Raw genomic sequence first — 21,018 nt, 5'->3', positions numbered from 1 at the left:
TTATGAATACATTAAATCCAACTCGTACAGAGCAGAATCAAAAAGATATGACAACAGATCAAGCACAATCTCGTATTAGTATTGGTAGTTTTGAACAACCAAGCGTTGCGCCATCATCGAATGATGCAAAAAAGAAAATCAAATTGCGTACAGAAGATGTACACGTATATTATGGCGAAAGTGAAGCAATTAAAGGAATAGATTTAGATATCTATCAAAACGAAGTTGTTGCTTTTATTGGTCCGTCAGGCTGTGGTAAATCTACATTTCTTCGTACGCTCAACCGTATGAACGATACGATTGAAAGCTGTAAGGTAACTGGAAAAGTGATGCTGGATCAGCAAGATATTTATGATCCAAGCTTAGATGTCGTTTTACTGCGAGCTCAGGTGGGTATGGTATTTCAAAAACCAAACCCATTTCCAAAATCGATTTTCGATAATGTTGCATATGGACCAAAACTCCATGGTTTAGCACGTAATAAATACGACTTAGAAGAGATTGTTGAAAATAGCCTAAGAAAAGCAGGACTTTGGGAAGAAGTTAAAGAACGTTTAAACCAACCCGGTACAAGTTTATCGGGTGGTCAGCAACAACGTTTATGTATTGCGCGTACCATTGCAGTTAGTCCAGACGTTATTCTTATGGATGAACCTTGCTCTGCATTGGATCCGATTGCTACAGCAAAAATTGAAGAGCTTATTTCTGAGTTATCTACACAATATACAATTGCAATTGTGACACACTCAATGCAACAAGCAGCAAGGGTATCGAATCGTACAGCATATTTCCATTTAGGTGATCTAATAGAAGTAAACTCTACTGAGAAAGTGTTTACTCAACCAGACCATCAATTGACTGAAGCCTATATTACTGGTCGTTTTGGTTAAGAATCGCTTTTTTATTGTAAAGCCTCTAAGACTTAGAGGCTTTTTTAATGTAGGAAGCCAAGGTAAATTATGTTAAAACTTATTTATTTTGTACCGACCTCTCATTTAGAAATAACTAAAAATGCTATTTTTGATGCAGGTGGGGGATGTAGTGATCATTACCGAGAATGTGCTTGGCAGACCAAAGGAATTGGACAGTTTAAGCCTGCAAAAGGTGCTGAACCATTTATTGGAAACCTTGAGGAGTTAACCACATTAGAAGAATGGAGAGTAGAGATTCTGATTGATGAAACCCTTGTTGATCATATATGCAAGAGATTAGTAGAAGCACATCCATATGAAGAGCCTGCATTTGAATTAATAGCGCTATACTCACTGAAAAAATAATATATTTGCTTGCATTGGATATATTTTTTATTATAAAAAAACGATTTTTGAAAAAATACTTATGGATACTTTAGATTATCTCGTTTTCATTGGAAGGTTTCAGCCATTTCATTTGGCACATATGAAAACAGTAGAGTTGGCTTTAGAACAAAGTAAATACGTTATTATTGCTTTAGGCTCTGCACAACCAGAGCGTACCACCAAGAATCCATTTTTAGTACAAGAACGTGAGCAGATTATCTTATCTAATTTTAACGAAGAAGATTGTAAAAGGATTATATTTGTACATATTGTCGATGTATATGATGATAAAAAATGGGTCGCGTTGGTCAAGGAGAAAGTATTAGAAAAAACAGGATTAAATCAGAAAATTGGTTTGATTGGTCATTTTAAAGATAACTCGTCATATTATTTGGCACTTTTTCCAGATTGGAAATTGGTCGAGCTAGACAGTCTGGAAAATGCTTTGTCGGCAACACCTATTAGGGAAGCTTTTTATGCAGGTGAAATTCAGGAACAATATTTTCCTCATGGAACGATCAAATTTCTAAAATCTTTCATGAAAAATCCAATGTATGATACGCTTAGGACACAATTTTTTAAGGATCAGGTTGGAAAATCTAACTAAACTATGGTGTGTACTTATGATTGGGGCAGCATGTGCTTAATATAAAAAAGGCAATGATTCGATGCCTATCTATAGTTTCTTTATTTTGCTTAATAGCAAGCACGAGTATTGTAAACGCAGCAGATTTAAAATTTGCCGATGATGGGGAAGTCGGATTTTTCATTAAAAAATTGGGAATGAAAGTCATTGATGCCGATTTTCAACAAGTTGAATCTAATATTCGATTTGATCCAAATCATTTAGATCAAACACAAATTCACTTTGTCATTCAGGTAGATAGCATAGACCTAAGTAATAGTACCTTGCATGATATGCTACTGAGTGAAGATTTATTTGATGTTGCTAAATATAAAGAAATAACATTTGATAGTACACAAATACAGTCTCTAGGAAGCAACAAATACAATGTTTTTGGTAACTTGACGATTAAGGGTAAAACCAGACAAGTTGTATTCTATACCACTATTGAACCTGATAGTGACGGAACATTCGACTTTAAAGCTGCTACACAAATACAGACAAAGAATTTTGCAATGCAGTCTAAATTTGGTTCTTTAACCGATCATGTTGATATCTTTGTAGATGGTTCATTGGTTAAAAAATAAAGTCAGTATGAGAGTACTGACTTTTACTTTATATTGATTGCAGTGTTTTTAAATCTTCTAAAACCTGTTCTGCATGGCCAGCAGCTTTAACTTTTCTATAGCTTTTTACAAGCTTTCCTTGATGAAAAATAAAGGTTGATCGCTCAATACCAAAGACTTTCTTACCATACATATTTTTTTCTTTAATCACATCAAAATGCTTACATAGAATTTCTTCTTTGTCGCTAATAAGGTCGATCGTGAGATTTTGCTTTGTAGTAAAGTTCTGATGTGTTTTTACAGAGTCACGAGATACTCCAATGATCTGAGTATTTAGTGCATTGAATTGATCTTTTAAACAAGAAAATCCAACAGCTTGTGTTGTACATCCAGGTGTCGAATCCTTAGGGTAAAAATAAATAATTAGCCATTCATGTAGGTATTCAGATAGGTTGATATGGCCAGAAGTTGTTGCAAATTCTTGGTTAGGTAAATCTATTTGTTCTGACATAAAAAAGTTATCTCCGAAAAGTAAACTAGCCACATAAAGTGGCTAGTTTTTGTATGTAACGATATTATTTAGAAGCTGCTTGAGCCTGTTGTTTCATCGCTTCTTCAGTAAGTGCTTTAAGTTTAGCAGTTAACTGAGGACCAAAACAGTTTTGGATTTCTTTGTTTTGTTGTTGGATGAAAGGTAGAGTGCTTGGGCTCTTTTTCTGGTTCACTGTGCTAATAATTTGCCATTCTTGAGCTTTTGTAATTTTACCTTCTGCTTCTACTTGGCATTGGCAGAATTTATCTGCTTCAGAAGCAGTTAGTTTACCCGCTTTGCTTGCACTTTCTTTACAGTTACTTACAAGTGCTGCATGTACGTTTGTACTTTTAGATGGATCTTGAGCAGCATGCGAAGCTGTTGCTGTAAAAGCAACTGAAGCAAATAATGTTGAGAGAATTAATTTTGATTTTAACAAATTCATATAATTTACCTTTTTATGAAACATAGCGTGTAGGGTCATCAACTTTCGCTTCGAGAAATCCTTCTTTACGTAAGCGACAACTATCACACTTACCACAAGCACGTCCTTGTTCATCTGCTTGATAGCAAGAAACAGTTTGACTGTAGTCTACACCATGTTCGATGCCTAAACGTATAATATTCCCTTTGGATAAATGTAACAGAGGTGTTTCAATTTTAAGTGGTTTCCCTTCAACACCTGCTTTTGTTGCTAAAGCAGCCAAATGTGCGAAAGCTTCAACAAACTCAGGTCTGCAATCTGGATAGCCAGAATAATCTACAGCATTAACACCAATTACAATGGCTTCTGCTTGGAAAACTTCTGCTGCTGCTAAGGCATAAGACAAAAATATCGTGTTTCTTGCAGGAACATAGGTAATTGGAATACCTGATTGTGCTTCTTCTGGCACATCAATACTATGGTCTGTGAGAGCAGAACCACCAAGATTTCCAAGATCAATATTAATAATACGATGAGGGATATTGGCTTTTTCAGTTAAGTGTTTTGCTGCTTCAAGTTCTGTAGAAGAACGTTGACCATATTGGAAGCTTAGTGCAATACAGTCATAATTGGATTGCGCCCAAGCTAAACAGGTTGTTGAGTCTAATCCACCAGACAATAAAACGATAGCACGAGGGCGCATGTATTTTCTCCAAAGTATATGTAGGGTTGAATTAACGTCCTGTTTCGTCTTGCCAAAGTAGCTTATGTAGCTGTAGTTGGAAGCGGACAGGAAGTCGGTCTTCTAAAATCCATTGAGCGAGATTTCTTGCAAAAGCAGGAAGTTTGGCATTGGCTTTTTCTACTGCAAATGCAGGTGAGAACCAGACGGTATTGACCTTCTTCTCAAGTTGATACTTTCTAACTTGTTCTTTTGACCATTCATAATCTTCACGGTTACAAATAACGAACTTGATTTGGTCTTTTGCAGTTAAATATTCAAAATTTTCAATTAAATTACGATGTGATTCACCAGATGTTGGTGTTTTTAAATCTAGAACTTTAGATACCCGTGCATCTACTTGTGCGACACTGAGTGCACCACTTGTTTCGAGTGAAACTTCAAACCCTAAATGACATAATTCATTTAGTAATGGAATACAATTTGGTTGAGCCAGTGGTTCTCCACCTGTTACACAGATGTAAGGGGTATGATGAGACTTGGCTTCTTCAATAATACTTTCTAAGGATTGTCTTTTTCCACCTTCAAATGAATAGGTGGTGTCACAATATGTGCAACGTAGAGGACAACCTGTTAGACGAATAAATACGGTGGGTAATCCTGCTGTATCTGCTTCACCTTGCAATGAGTAAAAAATCTCTGTGATACGTAGTCCAGATGAAGGATCCGTAACAGGAATTGTTGTTGAGCGAAGGGGAGAGTTCATAGCAAAATCAACCATATTAAAAAAGAAAAATCTCCACAACCTATTGGTTGTAGAGACTCAATAGATACGAAAATTAGTCGGCGCGAAGTAAATCATTTAAGCTAGTTTTTGCACGAGTTTGTGCATCTACTTTTTTCACAATGATTGCTGCATATAGGCTATATTTGCCATCTTTAGATGGAAGACTGCCCGGAACAACCACAGAACCTGCTGGTACACGGCCGTAATGAATTTCGCCAGTTTCACGATCATAGATACGTGTTGACTGACCAATATATACGCCCATAGAAATAACAGAACCTTCTTCAACAATAACACCTTCAACAATTTCTGAACGTGCACCGATGAAGCAGTTATCTTCAATGATGGTTGGGTTTGCTTGTAATGGCTCTAATACACCACCAATACCAACACCACCTGATAAGTGTACATTTTTACCGATTTGAGCACATGAGCCAACAGTTGCCCATGTATCTACCATCGTGTTTTCGTCTACATATGCACCAATGTTTACGTAAGAAGGCATAAGTACAACATTTTTTGCTTGGAAGCTACCACGACGTGCAACAGCTGGTGGTACAACACGAACACCTGCTTCTTTAAATTGTGCTTCCGTCCAACCTGCAAATTTAGTGTCTACTTTATCAAAGAATGCAAGATCACCTGCTTCAACAGGTTTGTTGTCATTTAACTTAAATGATAGTAGAACAGCTTTCTTTAACCATTGATGAACAGTCCATTCCCCATTAATTTTTTCAGCAACGCGTAATGAACCATTGTCTAAACCTTTAAGTGCCTCATCAACAGCATGACGAACTTCTGCAGGGCAATCTGCAGCTGTAAAATTCGCACGATTCTCAAAAGCTTGTTCAATTATCGTTGAAAGTTCAGACATAATATTCTTCCAAATCTTGTTTAATTTAAAAACTATCTTAATTTTACACTAAAAACAGTCCGTGGTGGACTGTAAATTTTATCATACCTCATGAAAGAGGCTTTTTTGATTGTGCGTTTATATTTAGAAAAGTCAATTCATTAGTTAGAAAAAATTGAATATTTTCATAAAATAGGCGTTTAAACCTATCTACTACAAAATGTAAATATTTAAACTTAAACAACCAAGATTTTAAGCATATTGCACGATACAATAGAGTAAACCTCAAAAAGCTGATGTTTAGTACTTCTTAGAAAAATTAAATAATAGTGATGATGAAAGTTGAATATTGAGTATAGTGTGAATAAATTCCTTTTTTGTATCGTTGTATGTAGTGCTCTAAATATGACTAATTTATTTGCCGATGAACAAGTTATTCAGGGCGGAGAATCTACTGCTGTACAATATATTCCAAGCGCATTAAGTGCAGATGTTGGTCTAAATGGTCTAGGTATTGCAATAAATTGGGATTTAGGTAGCCATACAAATCTTATTTTAGGCTATGAACATGGTATCGGAGATTTAAATTGGCAGAACCATGTCAATATTTCAGAAAATAAATATCAGGTTCATCAACATCATTATGCTAACACTTATATAAATGCGATTTATTACCCATGGGGTAGAAGCGAAAAAACGATTATTCAGTCGACCTATATTACAGGTGGTGCAGGGTATATTCGTAAAAGCTATTCTTTAAATATTGATAATCGGAATGTGCCAGTATCTTATCGCCACTCGATATCTCCTTACGTGGGTCTGGGTATAAGGGCACTACTTACGCCGCATTGGGGGGCTTTTGGTGAAATAGGAGCATATTATTTGGGGCAACCCCATGTAGATACCGATCAGAGTTATATAGCGAATCAATTAAAAAATGAGCATCAATATCAGTGGTTACCTGTTGCAAAGATCGGAATCATTTATAAATTTTAATATTAAAAAAGCACCTAGAAAGGTGCTTTTTTATTTAAGATGTTTATCGCAATCTAGACAGCCAGTCTCCAACCATCTGTACGATTTGAACTAAAATGAGTAAAGCAATAATTGTTGCAATCATGATAAAGGTATCAAATCTTTGATAGCCATACGAATAGGCAAGATCTCCAATTCCACCACCACCAACTACACCAGCCATTGCGGTTGCACCAATTAAACTAATATTGGCACTGGTTAAGTTAAGAATGAGTGAACTACGTGCTTCAGGCAAAATAAACTTGAAAATGATTTGCGCTGGAGAAGCTCCCATTGCTTGTGCAGACTCAATAATTCCTTCATTCACTTCAAGTAATGAGATTTCGATTAGTCTTCCCATATATGGGCCAATATATGCAACTAAGGGTACAATTGCAGCAGCAGTACCGATCGTTTTACCAGTAATAAACTTTGTAATTGGAATGATTGCAATCATTAAAATGACAAAAGGTAAGGAGCGTAGTCCATTGACGATAGGATTCAAAATTTGATAAATAAAGCGATTAGGCAATATTCCTGTTGGTCGTGTAACCAAGAGGGTAATTGCTTGTAGAAAGCCCCAAATTGCACCAAAAAAGAATGCAATAATGACCATATAAATGGTTTGCTGGAGCGCAGATACAAAGTCATCTACAGAGACAATACTATTCCAAAAAGGGTGTGTAATTTGCGTTAACCATGCAACAAAAGCATCTCTCATTTTTGCTCTCCTGCTTGTGACGCAACAGAAACACCATATTTTTCTAAATGATGAATTGCCCCTTCAACTGCTGAAGGTTCTCCAAGAATTTGAACGAACATTTGACCAATTACTGTACCATCAATTTCAGTCATAGAAGCAAATAAAATATTTAAACTAACATCAAATGCTTTAATCATGGATTGAATTACAGGTTCCTGTGCAGATTTTCCTAAAAACTGTAGACGATATATGCTGTGGTGATGCTGGTTTTCTAGCTGTTTTAGAATGTTGGTCGGTAAATGTTGCTGTAATACGGTTTGTATAAATGTTTGTGTGGTTGGGTGTTTAGGCTGGCTAAATAGCTCAACTGTAGAACCTTGTTCGATAACATGACCTGCCTCCATCACTGCAATATGGTCACAAACTTTCTCAATAACATCCATTTCATGGGTGACCATAACAATAGTAATGTTTTGTTCTTTATTAATTTTTTTTAGTAGATCTAGAACAGATTGAGTCGTTTGTGGGTCTAAAGCAGATGTTGCTTCATCGCAAAGTAAGATTTTAGGATGATTAGCAAGTGCACGCGCAATGCCTACACGTTGTTTTTGACCACCTGAAAGTTCATCGGGGTAAGCATTTTTTTTGTGTTCGAGATCGATAAACTGCAACAGTTCGTTTAAACGCTTTTCACGTTCTGTTTTGCTATAGCCAAGTAAACGCATAGGCATTTCAATATTTTCTGCAACGGTTTTTGTTTGCAGTAAATTAAAATGTTGGAAAATCATACCAATATTAGCGCGTTCTTGACGCAATGATTTTGCATCTAAAGCGGTAAAATCTTTTTGGTTAATAATGATCTGACCTTCGCTTGGACGTTCAAGTAAATTAATTAAGCGGATTAATGTACTTTTTCCTGCACCACTATAACCAATGATCCCGAATATACTCCCTTCAGGAATTTCGAGATTAATTTGTTTAAGCGCATGAACAGTTTGTCCTTTCAGCTTATAGTGCTTTGAGATGTTTTTAAATTGAATCATTTGGTTAAAAACTATGCTAAAAATAAAAACAGGTAAAGTAGAAATACCTTACCTGTTTTAGTGGAATATGATTACTGCTGATTTTCAGTTAAATAGCTAATTGGTTTACTAACGTCAATTTTAGTACCACCAAAGCGTTCAGCAATGAATTTTTTCACTTCTTCACTATGATAGATCGGTGCAAGTTTTTGCAGGGTCGGATCATCTTTTTTCGCTTCAGAAGTTACAAGTAAATTAATATTTAATTTTGTAGATTGGTTAACAGGTTCGTAAAATAAAGCATCTTTAAGTACGTTTAGTCCACCTTCCATTGCCAATGTATTGCCTAGAGCAATAGCATCTACATCGCCCATTACGCGTACAGCAGTTGCCATTGGAATTGGCTTAAGCTGTAAGTTTTTTGGGTTAGCTGTAATATCTTTCAGGTCGCCATGGATTGGATCGAATCCTTCTTTAAGCTGAATAAGACCTGCAGCTTTTAATAAAGAGAGTGAACGTGCTTCATTTGAGGTATCGTTTGGAATAGCAATAGTTGCGTTATTCGGAATTTGATCTATTTTCTTGTATTTGCTTGAGTAGATTCCCATTGGTTCAATGTACGTTGTCGCAATAGGAACAAGCTTTTCTTTACTTTGCGTATTATAAGCAACAAGGTAGTTGTAAGACTGAAATGCATTTACGTCAATTTCACCTCCAGCCGTTGCTTTATTCATTGCAACGTAGTCAGGCATATTTTTTACGTCAAGCTTGATACCAGCGTCTTTTGTTGCAGGAAGTGTCGCGATATAACGCCATACATCTGTATCTGAACCATCTGAACCTAGAACAATTGTTTTTAATTCTTTGCCATCTGCTGTTTTATTTTCAGCTTGGTCTGATGGAGTTTTACTGCAACCTGCAGCAAGAGTAAGACCTGCACCTAATAATACAACACCCAATAATTTTTTCATGAGGGGTAATAATCCTGATAAAAATGTTTGTAAGTACAAAAATAATGACTGAGTAAAGCAAGCTATTTCTTTAATATTTTGTTCATGTCTGTATCTCAATAGTTTGAGTATATTAGACAATGAATATCTAGCATCCTAGATGAATATCAATAAATAACAAGTATAGTGCGAAATCAGTATAAAGTTGCCGTTATCATACCAAGAAATCTTCATGCAATATAGAGATGATTGTACTTTGCGTTGTACAAGTTAAGCAAATCTATTCCTTTTGAGGAGCATTTCTGTGTGTTAAAAATTTCTTAATAAGGCGGAGTATAAAGTGTTTGTTATATAAGTCAAAACAATAAAATTCACAATACTTATGAATTTTTTTCATTTAGATAGGCAGTTTGCGAGAATAGCTTTCTTGTGAAAGCTATTCTTTTATTACAAATTACTGAATATTATTTTCACGTGCGATTGCACGATATCCGATATCGGTACGATATTGCATACCATCGAATGTGACCTGACCACATACTTCAAGTGCATTAACTTGTGCTTCTAAAACAGTATCACCTAATGCAGTCACACAAAGAACACGGCCACCTGCGGTTACTACATGACCATCTGCTGTGGTTGATGTACCTGCATGGAATATTTTTGTTCCTTCTGGAGATTGGCCTAAACCTGAGATAACATCACCTTTACGTGCTGTTTCGGGATAACCTTCCGAAGCAAGAACAATACCAATTGATTTACGCTCATCCCACTGAGCTTCACTTGGTAAGTTTCCTTCAACACCTGCAAGAATAAGGTCTACAAGAGAAGACTGTAAACGCATCATAATTGGTTGTGTTTCAGGGTCACCAAAACGACAGTTAAATTCGATGACACGTGGTTGCCCTTGTTCATCAATCATGAGTCCTGCGTATAAGAAGCCTGTGTATGTATGACCATCTTTTGCCATACCTTCAACAGTTGGACGCATAATTTCATTCATTACACGCTCAAAAATTTCAGGTGTAACGACTGGAGCAGGGGAGTAAGCACCCATACCACCTGTGTTTGGCCCTTGATCACCCTCAAAAATACGTTTGTGATCTTGTGATGTTGCCATTGGTAAGATATTTTTACCATCGACCATACAGATGAAACTTGCTTCTTCGCCTGCTAAGAATTGTTCAATAACAACACGACTACCTGCGTCGCCAAATTTGTTACTAGAAAGCATATCATCAATTGCTGCAAAAGCTTCGTCATTGTTCATTGCCACAATTACACCTTTGCCTGCTGCAAGCCCATCTGCTTTAATTACAATAGGCGCACCATGTTTTTCTACATATGCTTTTGCAGGAGCAATTTCTGTAAATACTTCATAAAATGCAGTTGGGATGTTGTGTTTTTTTAGAAAATCTTTTGCAAATGCTTTTGATCCTTCCAATTGAGCTGCGTACTGAGTAGGTCCCCAAATTTTTAAGCCAGCATCTTGTACAGCATTGACAACACCGTTAACAAGTGGTGCTTCAGGACCAACCACAACGAGATCAACATTATTTGCTTTTGCAAAATCAATAATTGCGTTGTTGTTTAAAATATCTAGTTGTATATTTTTGCATTTTGACTCTGTTGCAGTACCCGCATTGCCAGGTGCTACAAATACTTGACTGACTTGGCTATCTTGAGCAATTTTCCATGCAAGTGCATGCTCACGTCCGCCACTACCTAAAACTAAAATATTCATAGATGAATCTCCATAAATGAAACATCCTCAATGTATGAATATGAGGATGTTTCTCTTAAGTATGAGTGTTAATTGTTGTTATTAATGACGGAAGTGGCGCATACCAGTAAATACCATTGCAATACCAGCTTCGTCTGCAGCTGCAATAACTTCTTCATCACGCATAGAACCACCCGGTTGAATGATGCATTTAATACCTGCTTTAGCAGCATTATCAATACCATCACGGAATGGGAAGAAAGCATCTGATGCCATAACAGCACCTTCAACCACAAGACCTGCATGCTCTGCTTTAATTGCTGCAATACGTGCCGAGTTCACGCGACTCATTTGACCTGCACCTACGCCAATCGTTTGACGATTTTTTGCATAAACAATTGCGTTTGATTTCACGTATTTTGCAACTTTCCATGCAAAGATCAGATCTTCAATTTCTTGTTCTGACGGTGCACGCTTTGTAACAACTTTAAGCTCATCTGCTGTAATCATGCCTAAATCTTGATCTTGAACAAGCAAGCCACCGTTTACACGCTTATAGTCTAACTGTTGCACGCGCGCATCGATTGCAGGAAGTTCGCCACATGTAAGTACGCGGACATTTTTCTTCGCACCTGTAACATCTAATACGCCATCTGCAATACTTGGTGCAATAATCACTTCAACGAATTGACGTGAAACAATTGCTTTTGCAGTGTCTACATCTAACTCACGGTTAAATGCAATAATACCGCCAAATGCTGACTCTGGATCAGTTGCATAAGCAAGATCGTATGCTGCTTGAATACCATCTAATGAAACAGCCACACCACAAGGGTTTGCGTGCTTAACAATAACACATGCTGGTTTAACAAAAGATTTCACGCACTCTAGTGCAGCATCTGTATCTGCGATGTTGTTGTACGAAAGCGCTTTACCTTGCAATTGTTTAGATGTAGATACTGAAGCTTCAGTTGCTGTTGACTCTACATAAAATGCTGCTGCTTGATGTGGGTTTTCGCCATAGCGTAAATCTTGTGCTTTATTAAGTTGTGTATTAAAGGTACGAGGGAACGTATCTGCTGTTTCACCCTCATTTTTACCAACACGTGCACCAAGATATGACGCAATCATACCGTCATATTGAGCTGTATGTTCAAATGCTTTTACAGCTAAGTCAAAGCGAGTTGCTTGTGATAAAGCACCTGAGGTTTTGAGTTCGTTTACGACATCAGTGTAGTCTGAAGCATTTACAATAATACCTACAGAAGCATGGTTTTTCGCTGCTGCACGTACCATAGTTGGGCCACCAATATCGATGTTTTCTATAGCATCTTCAAGCGAGCAATTTGGCTTAGCCACAGTTGCTGCAAATGGGTAGAGATTCACAACGACAAAATCGATAGCAGCAATATTGTGTGCTTGCATAACATCTTCATCGATACCACGGCGTGCTAAAATTCCACCATGAATTTTAGGATGTAGTGTTTTTACACGGCCATCCATCATTTCAGGGAAACCTGTATGTTCAGAAACCTCAACAACAGCGATGTTGTTTTCTTTTAATAGTTTATACGTTCCACCCGTAGATAAAATTTCAATCCCTAAATTGGAAAGATTTTGTGCAAATTCAACAATACCGGTTTTGTCGGAAACGGAAATTAAAGCGCGTTTGATTGTCATGATATATTTAGTCTTTGAAGTTAGAAAACAAAAGGCAAAAAAAATGCCCACGAAGACGTGAGCATTTTATCATTTATTCACTCATTAAACCGTGAGCTTTTAACTTTTTACGTAAAGTACCACGGTTTAGTCCTAAAATTTCCGCTGCACGTGTTTGGTTGCCACGGGTGTATTCGAGAACTACAGACAAAAGAGGTTTCTCCATTTCTGCTAGCACCATGTCATACACCTGAGATGGTTGCTCACCTTGCAAAGATGCAAAATAGTGACGAACCGCGCGGTCCACATGGATGCGAAGCGCTACATCAGATTGTGCAGTAAAAATAGGAGATTTGCTATTCATGCGTTTTAATCCGAAATTAATCTAAACCACTTCGGGTGGGAGAGTGGTTATATTTAAAGGGGTAAAGTATAAGAATCACACAAGGTGATGTACTTATAAAATTCAATACAGCTTGGCATATTCTACTCGTTTTGGTTGAAAAATAAGCGTAACAAATATTTAGAATTTGTTACAGCAAGAATTTTCAGAAACAAAAAAAATACTCAATGCGCAATAAAAAATGCACATTTAGAAATTTCTTTAGTTATGGGAATTATACGAGATATATGTTTGGTCAAGCATTAGTGGCGCGTATAATAACACTCTCGACAGAAAAGTGAGTAAATATGAGGCAATTTTTTTTATTTTTTTAATCGTTTTTTTGAATTAAATTTAATTTTTTATTGTTTTTGTTTTTGTATAAAAATAAAAGATATTATTTGATTGATATTATATAGCGAGATATGTTTAAGAATGATGAAAAAAATTATTTAGATAAAGTAATAGCATCAGATTTCATCGACTGCTTAATTTCTAAAGAATGAACATTGTTGTAAGAAAAGGGAACATCAAGTCTAAAATCTACTCTTTGTTTTTTTAGCAATACATTTTTATGTCTAAAATAGTAGGGTAAATACATTTCTGGAGAGAATTGGAAAGGTTTAATTCTTGTCTTTGTTAAATGCACGTTCAGCTCAATTTGTGGTAACTGTTGTACATCTGGACTCAGATTTTGAATGAATCCTGTAACTGTTGTGACATAAGGCGAGCTTTCTTCAACCTTTAAGACTTGAATTTGAACCATATCTTGCGTGGTTGATGAACATGATTTTTTTGCGCAGTTATTTGCTGTGATAGATTTCCAAAATGGAAATTGATGTAAAACCTTTGTATTGTGTGTGAGAATATTAAAAAGAAGAATGAGAATAAGTACACTACCGAGTGCAATCAGCAATAGAGATGCCCATTTAGGTCGTCTTTTATGTGGTGTACGCGATGTTGTCGCCCGAATATTTACTTCACTGTGACGTGTATGATTGAGATGAGTGAGTAAGTTAATGCTAGAAGATGCATTACGTGTATGAAATACTTCTAAAGCAGAATATTTCGCAATGTTTAAAAAGTTTGACTGTGAAAGTTCTTTTTCATTGAGATGCCCACGCATCATATGATGGTAGGCATTAAATGTGGAACGGCAATGACTACAACACACTTTTCCTTGTGCAACAGACAAATGCATCATAGAAACAAGATACTTTGTTTGACATGTTGGGCAAGTGGTCTTTATATGTTCCATGAGAAAACTTAATTGTGATGACGATATCCTGAAATTCTGCACCAACATTCTTCACGTTTTTCTATTTCTGTAATATTAAAAAACGCTTGATATGTTTCGCTCACTTCTTCCACTTGTTCTTCAATTACACCAGCTAAAGCAAACTCGCCACCTTGTTTAATAAGGCGGCTAAATTCTGGTGCAAGTGCAATTAATGGTGCAGCAAGTATATTGGCAATAAGTACATCCGCTTCTTGCTGAACTGTTTGGTTAAATGCATCTGGTAAGTCTACAAATAGTTTATCGACCACGCCATTGAGTTCTGCATTTTGTTTTGTTGCCAATACCGCTTGTGGATCTATATCTGTTGCATAAACTTGTTTTGCACCAAGAAGCAAAGCTGCGACACCTAAAATACCTGAACCACAGCCATAATCAATAACGACTTTGTCTTTTAAATCGGTTTTACCTAGCCATTGTAGACATAAGAATGTACTGGCATGGTTTCCTGTACCAAATGCTAATCCTGGGTCTAGCTTTAAATTAACTGCATTTTTTTCTGGTGGTTCTAACCATTCAGGAACAATCCAGAAGTTTTCAGCAATTTGGATAGGTTCATAGTAATCCATCCAAGCACGTTCCCAAACTTGGTCTTCTAGCTCATCGTGTGAAATCTGAGTATTTGCTGGAAGTTGTAATTGAGCAAATGCAACTAATGAGTTGACGTCAATAGGTGCTTCATCATTTTGTTGATAGATGCCTGTAACGATTACTTTATTCCATAAAGGCGTTTCACCTGGTAAAGGTTCAAGCAAAGCTTGGTCTTCTGCATCATCTAGTGTGACACTGACAGCACCTAAAGAAAGTAGGAGTGTTTCTGTTGATTCAACATCTGCTTGATCAACAGTAATATGGATTTGTAGCCACTTCACGCAAATAACCTAATTGTTTGGGAGTTAATTCAATCTATTGTAACGAAAATTGGGATATATAGGGAGTGGTGAAAAGTAGATTTTAATAAGCGATCTATTTTAGACCGCTTATCTTTGTTTAATGGATAGTATGCTGCTTAAATTGATCTAACTCTTTACGACTAAAGCCTCTAGACATAAGAACACGTTTAATACCCCTTACCACATATTCATCATGTGCAGCTTTTAAGGCTTGAATCAACTGTTCATTACTTTTACATGAGCAGTCATTTTCAATACAGGCCATATTGTTTTTCTGACTGTTTTGCTCATGTTTCGAATTAAATAATTTTTGCCAAATACTCATAAGAGCGTTCATTGCAACCTAACATTTCTTGAAATATAAATAAAAAAAATAAAAATACAAGAAGCCTGTTTTCTTATACAAATGTACATTATTTCTATTTAAAATGGGTCCAAAAGTTTAACTATCGTAAAAACAAGTAATTAATGATTTAAAATGATGTCTTTTTATTCATATTTTGAAACAATTTAATAAAATCAAAAAATTATCGTAATTTTCAATTAAAAGTAATTTAGATAAATAGATTTGATGATGATCAGAAAAGTTGATATATCAAGGAGAAAGAGAGAGTACTTATTTTTATACTCTCTCCAGTTAGCATTACTTTTTAGTCAATAGTAAGCCGCTTTCTACATGATGTGTGTGCGGAAATTGATCAAATAATGCAAAGCGTTGAATATGATGTGTTTGGCAGAGTATGTCTAAATTTTCTACCAATGTGTCTGGGTTACATGAAATATAGATAATGTGTTTGAAGTTTTGTAATAGCTTTAATGTGTCGAGATCTATACCTGCACGTGGTGGATCGACGAAAACTGTACCAAAGTCATAACTAGAAATATCGATGCTTGCTTCTTGGAGGCGTCTAAATTCGCGTTCACCGTGGAAAGCTTGCGTAAACTCTTCCGCAGCAAGTCGTGCAATTTGAATATTATGAATAGCATTTTTATTAATATTCCATTCGGCAGCATGTACAGAAGATTTTGCAAGTTCTGTTGCCAAAACACGGTTAAATTTTGTAGATAATGGCAATGTAAAGTTTCCGTTACCACAGTAAAGTTCAAGTAGGTCACCTTGACATGTGTCTGCAACATCCGATGCCCATTGCAACATCTTTTGGCAAACAATTGCATTTGGCTGAGTAAAGCCATTTTCGATTTGTTTATAGAAGTATGTTCGATGGTCTACATCTAATTTTTCAACCACAAAATCGTCACTTAAAACGAGTTTTTGACCACGACTGCGACCAATAATTTTAATATTCAGCTGTTTTGAAAGGGCTTGTGCAAGGTTTTGCCAGTCTTCATCAAGTTTACGATGGTAAATAAGGCTGACGAGCATTTCACCACTTAAGCTTGCCAAAAAGTCGATTTCAAAGAGTCTATGGTGTAAATTTTTCTGCCCCTTGAGTGCGTCTAGGAGCTTCGGCATAAGGTCATTAATTGCATGACAGGCAATAGGGAAATGATCGACACGAACGGCTTTTTTATTCTTTCCTGTTTCATCGCGTTCAAACATTGCATAGAACATATCGTCATCTGTATGCCAGATACGAAATTCTGCACGCATTCTAAAGTAGTCACTAGGAGAGTCAAAAACTTCTAATTTTGGCGGATTAAATGCTTCAAACTGGGCTGTAATACGCTCAATTTTGGCTTGCAGTTGTTGCTGATATGCAGATGTCATAAATGGATGATTACATGCTAGAAAAAAAGAGAGGCAATCTTAACAAACAACGTGAACTACGCCTAGTCATCTATCGTTTGAAAACATTGCCTCCAAGGAGTAAAACTTAAGTTAAGCAGACTCCTCCATGGTCATTAGACTCGCATTACCACCTGCAGCTGTCGTATTAATACTGACTGCATGTTCTATGACGAGACGCTCTACAGGAATATCGCGACTCTCTGATGCTAGATGATGAATCGAAACAATCGCACCTTGATGTGAGGCAATCGCTTGTTGTGTTTGCATCAATTGCTCTTCATCGCCGTGATGTAGAACGGCATCGAAAGCTTCTTCATGGAGTGATGAAATGACTGCAATACGTGAAACAATTTCTTTTGGCATTTGGGCCTGATATTTTTCAAAAAAAGGAGTTCCTTTTTTCATTACAGGCTGTGCATTTACAGCAAAGATGCTAAGTAGTTGATCTACAAATTCTTGATCTGTGTTTGCTAAGCTCAAAACTCTTTCACGTGGTTGCATGGTGTAATGGTTACTTTCACCTGTAGGCCCTTGAAGCTCATATGTACGGCCAACCATAAATGGCTGATGCTGTTGAATGTCTAATGTAGGGAATGTTTTTTCTACCCATGCTTTAAACGTATGGAAATGATTAAAATACTCTTTTGGTATTTCGGTCATTTCACGTTTTACTGCAAAAGGTGTTTGAACATTTTTAAATGCATGACCTTGTGTTAGGCGATATGCATAGAGTGGGCCACCTGCTTTGGGGCCAGTGCCTGAGAGTCCTTCGCCACCAAATGGTTGCACACCAACAACAGCACCTACAATGTTGCGATTAACGTATAAGTTCCCCACTTCTGAAAGGTCAATCACTTTTTGGATGGTTTCATCAATACGTGTATGAACACCCATGGTAAGCCCATAACCTTTATCGTTAATACGGCCAATAAGTTGTTCAAGCTCATTTTGTTTGTAAGTAATGACGTGTAAAACAGGTCCAAAAACTTCACGCTCTAAATCATCTAAGTTTGGCAATTCAATCATTGTCGGTGGTATGAATGTGCCTTGTTCAATTGCTTGTTTTTGCAATGGTTCATCTAAAGTAAGTTGATGGATTGCATAACCTTTAGATTTCATTTTTGCAATATGGCGTTCAATGTTTTCTTGCGCTTCAACGTCAATTACAGGGCCAATATCTGTTTTTAGATAATGTGGGTTACCTAGGCGAAGTTGTTTCATTGCACCTTTAAGCATCGTCATGACACTCTCTGCACAATCTTCTTGTACACAGAGAATACGTAAAGCTGAACAGCGTTGTCCTGCGCTGTCAAATGCAGAGCTAACGACATCAAGCACGACTTGCTCTGTAAGTGCAGATGAGTCGACAATCATGGCATTCTGTCCACCAGTTTCTGCAATAAGCGTGACTGGATTACCTTCAGGGGTAAGACGCTTAGCCACTGTTTTTTGAAGAATTTTTGCAACTTCTGTCGAGCCTGTAAACATAATTCCTTGAACGCGTGAATCTCCGCTGAGTTTTGCCCCTACAGTTTCACCTTGTCCTGGTAAAAATTGCAAAGCAGCTTCAGGAATACCAGCTTCGTGTAAAATTTTAACAGCTTCGTATGCAACAAGTGGCGTTTGTTCAGCAGGTTTTGCAATGACACAGTTTCCTGTAACCAGTGCAGCAGCAATTTGACCTGTAAAAATAGCCAATGGGAAATTCCATGGACTAATACATAAAATCGTACCTAATGGTTTAATTGGTTGTGTCGCAGAGAATGTTTCTGCTTGTTTTGCGTAGTAGCGTAAGAAATCAATTGCTTCACGTACTTCTGCAATTGCATTCATGTAAGTTTTTCCACTTTCACGGCAAAGTAAAACCATCAGCTCAAGAAGTTGAGCTTGCATCGCATCTGCTGCGGTTTCTAAATGTTTTGCACGTGCTAACACAGACATATGTGCCCAAGTAGACTGCATAGCTTCAGCTTGAACTAAAGCATGTTCAACATCGTTTTCATCTGCTTCAATCACTGATCCAACAACATCGTTATGTTGAGCAGGATTAACGACAGGTTTTCCTTGCGTAACTTTTTCAATCTCTACATTTGCAATTAGCGGTTTGCTGAGCCATTGATGTTCGTATAAAGCTTTTGCAACTTCATTCAGTTCAAATAGACAATGGTCGTTTGCTAAGTCTGTACCTGCCGAATTGAGTCTGTCCTGACCATATAAATCTTGTGGTAAAGGAATATTAGGATGTTTTGCACCAATGACTTTTTCTTGCATTGCTTGACGCTGAATATCATCAGTTGGGGATTGAATTAATTCATCAATTTGAATGGTCTTGTCTGCAATACGGTTGACAAACGACGTGTTTGCGCCATTTTCAAGTAAACGGCGTACTAAATAAGCCAATAACGTTTCGTGATTGCCTACAGGTGCATAGATACGGCACGGAATTCCGAGTTTATTGACAACACGTTTGTATAGAGGTTCGCCCATACCATGTAGGCATTGAAACTCATATTGTCCTGCGACATATTTTTCGGGTTCAGCCAGTTCATAAATAGTCGCAAGCGTTTGTGCGTTGTGTGTTGCAAACTGAGGGTAAATATAGTCAGGTTCAGCCAATAATTTTTTTGCACAGGCAATATATGAAAGGTCTGTATGCACTTTGCGTGTAAACACAGGGTAGTCAGATAAACCTTCGACTTGTGCTTTTTTAATTTCGCTATCCCAGTATGCACCTTTCACTAAACGAATCATTAAGCGTTTTTCACTGCGTTTTGCAAGATCAACAATGTAATCTACAAGTGGGAAACAGCGTTTTTGGTAAGCTTGAATTACAAAGCCAACTCCATTCCAGCCTGCAAGTTCAGGTTCGAAGCAAAGACGTTCTAAAAGCTCTAGTGAAAGTTCTAATCGCTCACTTTCTTCGGCATCAATATTTAAGCCAATATCGTATTGTTTTGCGAGTTTTGCAAGTTCAACAATGCGTGGGTACAGTTCATCGTGTACACGATCGTACTGTGCACGGTAATAACGTGGGTGAATTGCAGAAAGTTTAATCGAGATGCCAGCACTTTTGTAAACGCCTTTATTTTGAGAAGCTTTACCGATTGCATGAATAGCATTGACATAATCTGCCATATAACGCTTCGCATCATGATCTGTAAGTGCGGCTTCACCAAGCATATCGTAAGAATAAAGAAAGCCTTCTTTTTCAAGTATTTTTGATTTTTCTAGTGCTTCGCCAATGGTTTCACCAGTAACAAACTGTTCACCCATCATACGCATTGCAACGTCTACAGCTTTACGGATAATGCCTTGTCCACTTCGTGCAAGAAGAGAAGTGAGCATACCTGATAAACTTTTTTGCGCAGGAGGTGCCATCAGTTTTCCTGTAAGCATTAGACCCCATGCAGCTGCATTTACAAAAACAAGGCTACTTTGTCCTATATGAGACTTCCAGTTTCCTTGATTAATTTTGTCACGAATGAGCTGATCACGTGTTGCTGTATCGGGAATACGTAATAATGCTTCTGCAAGACACATAAGTGCGATGCCTTCTTGTGAAGAAAGCGAAAATTCTTGTAGTAGTCCTTGAACAATACCTGCTTTTCCAGATGCTTTATTATTTTCACGGAGGTGTTGTGAAAGTTGGAAAGCCAAATCATAGATTTTCTTATCGAGTTCGGGCGAAACTTGCGTGAAATTTAATAATGTTTCAACGGCTTCAGTCTCTGTACGACGCCAATTTGAATTAATGGCATTTTCAAGCAATGTTTTGCCATGAAGAGGGGTAATATCTTCGAAAGTTGCAGGGCGAAAAAATACATTGTGGCGTTGTGTACTCATATCATCACGTCCTAA

Annotated in this window: 21 protein-coding genes; 5 read left to right on the top strand and 16 right to left on the bottom strand. The window is 37.1% G+C overall.

Annotated features, from left to right (window positions below; translation table 11 throughout):
- Positions 1–2: 2 nt before the first annotated feature.
- The 4 genes from pstB to I2F23_RS04310 all read left to right on the top strand — a co-directional run bounded on the left by pstB (position 3) and on the right by I2F23_RS04310 (position 2,510).
- Positions 3–890: a phosphate ABC transporter ATP-binding protein PstB gene (pstB, locus tag I2F23_RS04325; protein ID WP_213014657.1), complete on the top strand. Its 888-nt coding sequence runs from the start codon at positions 3–5 to the stop codon at positions 888–890.
- Between the two features lie 69 nt (positions 891–959).
- Positions 960–1,277 (top strand): NGG1p interacting factor NIF3, encoded by a 318-nt coding sequence (locus tag I2F23_RS04320; RefSeq protein WP_195771334.1) that lies wholly within the window; start codon positions 960–962, stop codon positions 1,275–1,277.
- A 61-nt stretch (positions 1,278–1,338) separates the two neighbouring features.
- Entirely contained in the window at positions 1,339–1,905 is a 567-nt protein-coding gene (locus I2F23_RS04315; RefSeq protein WP_195771333.1) for a nicotinate-nicotinamide nucleotide adenylyltransferase, read from the top strand.
- A 32-nt stretch (positions 1,906–1,937) separates the two neighbouring features.
- Positions 1,938–2,510, top strand: a complete 573-nt coding sequence (locus I2F23_RS04310; protein WP_195771332.1) for a YceI family protein — start codon at positions 1,938–1,940, stop codon at positions 2,508–2,510.
- A gap of 28 nt (positions 2,511–2,538) precedes the next feature.
- Here I2F23_RS04310 and I2F23_RS04305 read toward each other — a convergent pair whose 3' ends face one another.
- The 5 genes from I2F23_RS04305 to dapD form a co-directional block, all read right to left on the bottom strand.
- On the bottom strand, positions 2,539–3,000 hold the full coding sequence (locus I2F23_RS04305) for a peroxiredoxin (protein ID WP_195771331.1): 462 nt from the start codon (positions 2,998–3,000) through the stop codon (positions 2,539–2,541).
- A 64-nt stretch (positions 3,001–3,064) separates the two neighbouring features.
- Positions 3,065–3,466, bottom strand: coding sequence for a hypothetical protein (locus I2F23_RS04300; protein WP_195771330.1), 402 nt, complete (start codon positions 3,464–3,466; stop codon positions 3,065–3,067).
- 13 nt (positions 3,467–3,479) lie between these two features.
- Positions 3,480–4,148 carry a 7-cyano-7-deazaguanine synthase QueC gene (gene queC / locus I2F23_RS04295; RefSeq protein WP_195771329.1) on the bottom strand — a complete coding sequence of 223 codons (669 nt, stop codon included), beginning with the start codon at positions 4,146–4,148 and terminating at the stop codon, positions 3,480–3,482.
- A 31-nt stretch (positions 4,149–4,179) separates the two neighbouring features.
- The gene (queE, locus tag I2F23_RS04290) at positions 4,180–4,893 is read right to left on the bottom strand and encodes a 7-carboxy-7-deazaguanine synthase QueE (protein ID WP_195771328.1); all 714 of its coding nucleotides are present in this window, start codon (positions 4,891–4,893) and stop codon (positions 4,180–4,182) included.
- Positions 4,894–4,966: 73 nt separating this feature from the next.
- Complete coding sequence (gene dapD / locus I2F23_RS04285) at positions 4,967–5,788, bottom strand: 2,3,4,5-tetrahydropyridine-2,6-dicarboxylate N-succinyltransferase (protein WP_195771327.1); 822 nt, start codon at positions 5,786–5,788, stop codon at positions 4,967–4,969.
- 384 nt (positions 5,789–6,172) lie between these two features.
- On the opposite strand from dapD, the gene I2F23_RS04280 reads away from it, so the two are divergent.
- Entirely contained in the window at positions 6,173–6,763 is a 591-nt protein-coding gene (locus tag I2F23_RS04280) for a hypothetical protein (protein WP_195771326.1), read from the top strand.
- 43 nt (positions 6,764–6,806) lie between these two features.
- Here the strand turns inward: I2F23_RS04280 and I2F23_RS04275 are convergent, their stop codons facing one another.
- The 11 genes from I2F23_RS04275 to putA form a co-directional block, all read right to left on the bottom strand.
- Positions 6,807–7,502 (bottom strand): methionine ABC transporter permease, encoded by a 696-nt coding sequence (locus I2F23_RS04275; RefSeq protein WP_195771325.1) that lies wholly within the window; start codon positions 7,500–7,502, stop codon positions 6,807–6,809.
- The gene (locus tag I2F23_RS04270) at positions 7,499–8,527 is read right to left on the bottom strand and encodes a methionine ABC transporter ATP-binding protein (protein ID WP_195771324.1); all 1,029 of its coding nucleotides are present in this window, start codon (positions 8,525–8,527) and stop codon (positions 7,499–7,501) included. Before I2F23_RS04270 ends, I2F23_RS04275 begins: the two co-directional genes overlap by 4 nt.
- A gap of 71 nt (positions 8,528–8,598) precedes the next feature.
- Positions 8,599–9,477, bottom strand: a complete 879-nt coding sequence (locus I2F23_RS04265; protein WP_195771323.1) for a MetQ/NlpA family ABC transporter substrate-binding protein — start codon at positions 9,475–9,477, stop codon at positions 8,599–8,601.
- A gap of 433 nt (positions 9,478–9,910) precedes the next feature.
- Positions 9,911–11,200 (bottom strand): phosphoribosylamine--glycine ligase, encoded by a 1,290-nt coding sequence (gene purD / locus I2F23_RS04260; RefSeq protein WP_195771322.1) that lies wholly within the window; start codon positions 11,198–11,200, stop codon positions 9,911–9,913.
- Between the two features lie 81 nt (positions 11,201–11,281).
- Complete coding sequence (purH, locus tag I2F23_RS04255; RefSeq protein WP_195771321.1) at positions 11,282–12,859, bottom strand: bifunctional phosphoribosylaminoimidazolecarboxamide formyltransferase/IMP cyclohydrolase; 1,578 nt, start codon at positions 12,857–12,859, stop codon at positions 11,282–11,284.
- Positions 12,860–12,932: 73 nt separating this feature from the next.
- Positions 12,933–13,202 (bottom strand): DNA-binding transcriptional regulator Fis, encoded by a 270-nt coding sequence (fis, locus tag I2F23_RS04250; protein ID WP_005014868.1) that lies wholly within the window; start codon positions 13,200–13,202, stop codon positions 12,933–12,935.
- 466 nt (positions 13,203–13,668) lie between these two features.
- Positions 13,669–14,478, bottom strand: coding sequence for an MJ0042-type zinc finger domain-containing protein (locus I2F23_RS04245; protein ID WP_195771320.1), 810 nt, complete (start codon positions 14,476–14,478; stop codon positions 13,669–13,671).
- Positions 14,479–14,486: 8 nt separating this feature from the next.
- The gene (prmA, locus tag I2F23_RS04240; protein WP_195771319.1) at positions 14,487–15,389 is read right to left on the bottom strand and encodes a 50S ribosomal protein L11 methyltransferase; all 903 of its coding nucleotides are present in this window, start codon (positions 15,387–15,389) and stop codon (positions 14,487–14,489) included.
- Between the two features lie 118 nt (positions 15,390–15,507).
- Positions 15,508–15,735 carry a hypothetical protein gene (locus I2F23_RS04235; RefSeq protein ID WP_195771318.1) on the bottom strand — a complete coding sequence of 76 codons (228 nt, stop codon included), beginning with the start codon at positions 15,733–15,735 and terminating at the stop codon, positions 15,508–15,510.
- Between the two features lie 318 nt (positions 15,736–16,053).
- Positions 16,054–17,139, bottom strand: coding sequence for a tRNA (uridine(54)-C5)-methyltransferase TrmA (gene trmA, locus I2F23_RS04230; protein ID WP_195771317.1), 1,086 nt, complete (start codon positions 17,137–17,139; stop codon positions 16,054–16,056).
- Between the two features lie 111 nt (positions 17,140–17,250).
- The gene (gene putA, locus I2F23_RS04225) at positions 17,251–21,003 is read right to left on the bottom strand and encodes a trifunctional transcriptional regulator/proline dehydrogenase/L-glutamate gamma-semialdehyde dehydrogenase (RefSeq protein ID WP_195771316.1); all 3,753 of its coding nucleotides are present in this window, start codon (positions 21,001–21,003) and stop codon (positions 17,251–17,253) included.
- Positions 21,004–21,018: the final 15 nt, after the last annotated feature.

It is taken from the genome of Acinetobacter pollinis, from assembly GCF_015627175.1.
Classification (GTDB): domain Bacteria; phylum Pseudomonadota; class Gammaproteobacteria; order Pseudomonadales; family Moraxellaceae; genus Acinetobacter; species Acinetobacter pollinis.
Note: the sequence above shows the minus strand (reverse complement) of the source record. Positions and strands in the feature narration are given on the sequence as shown.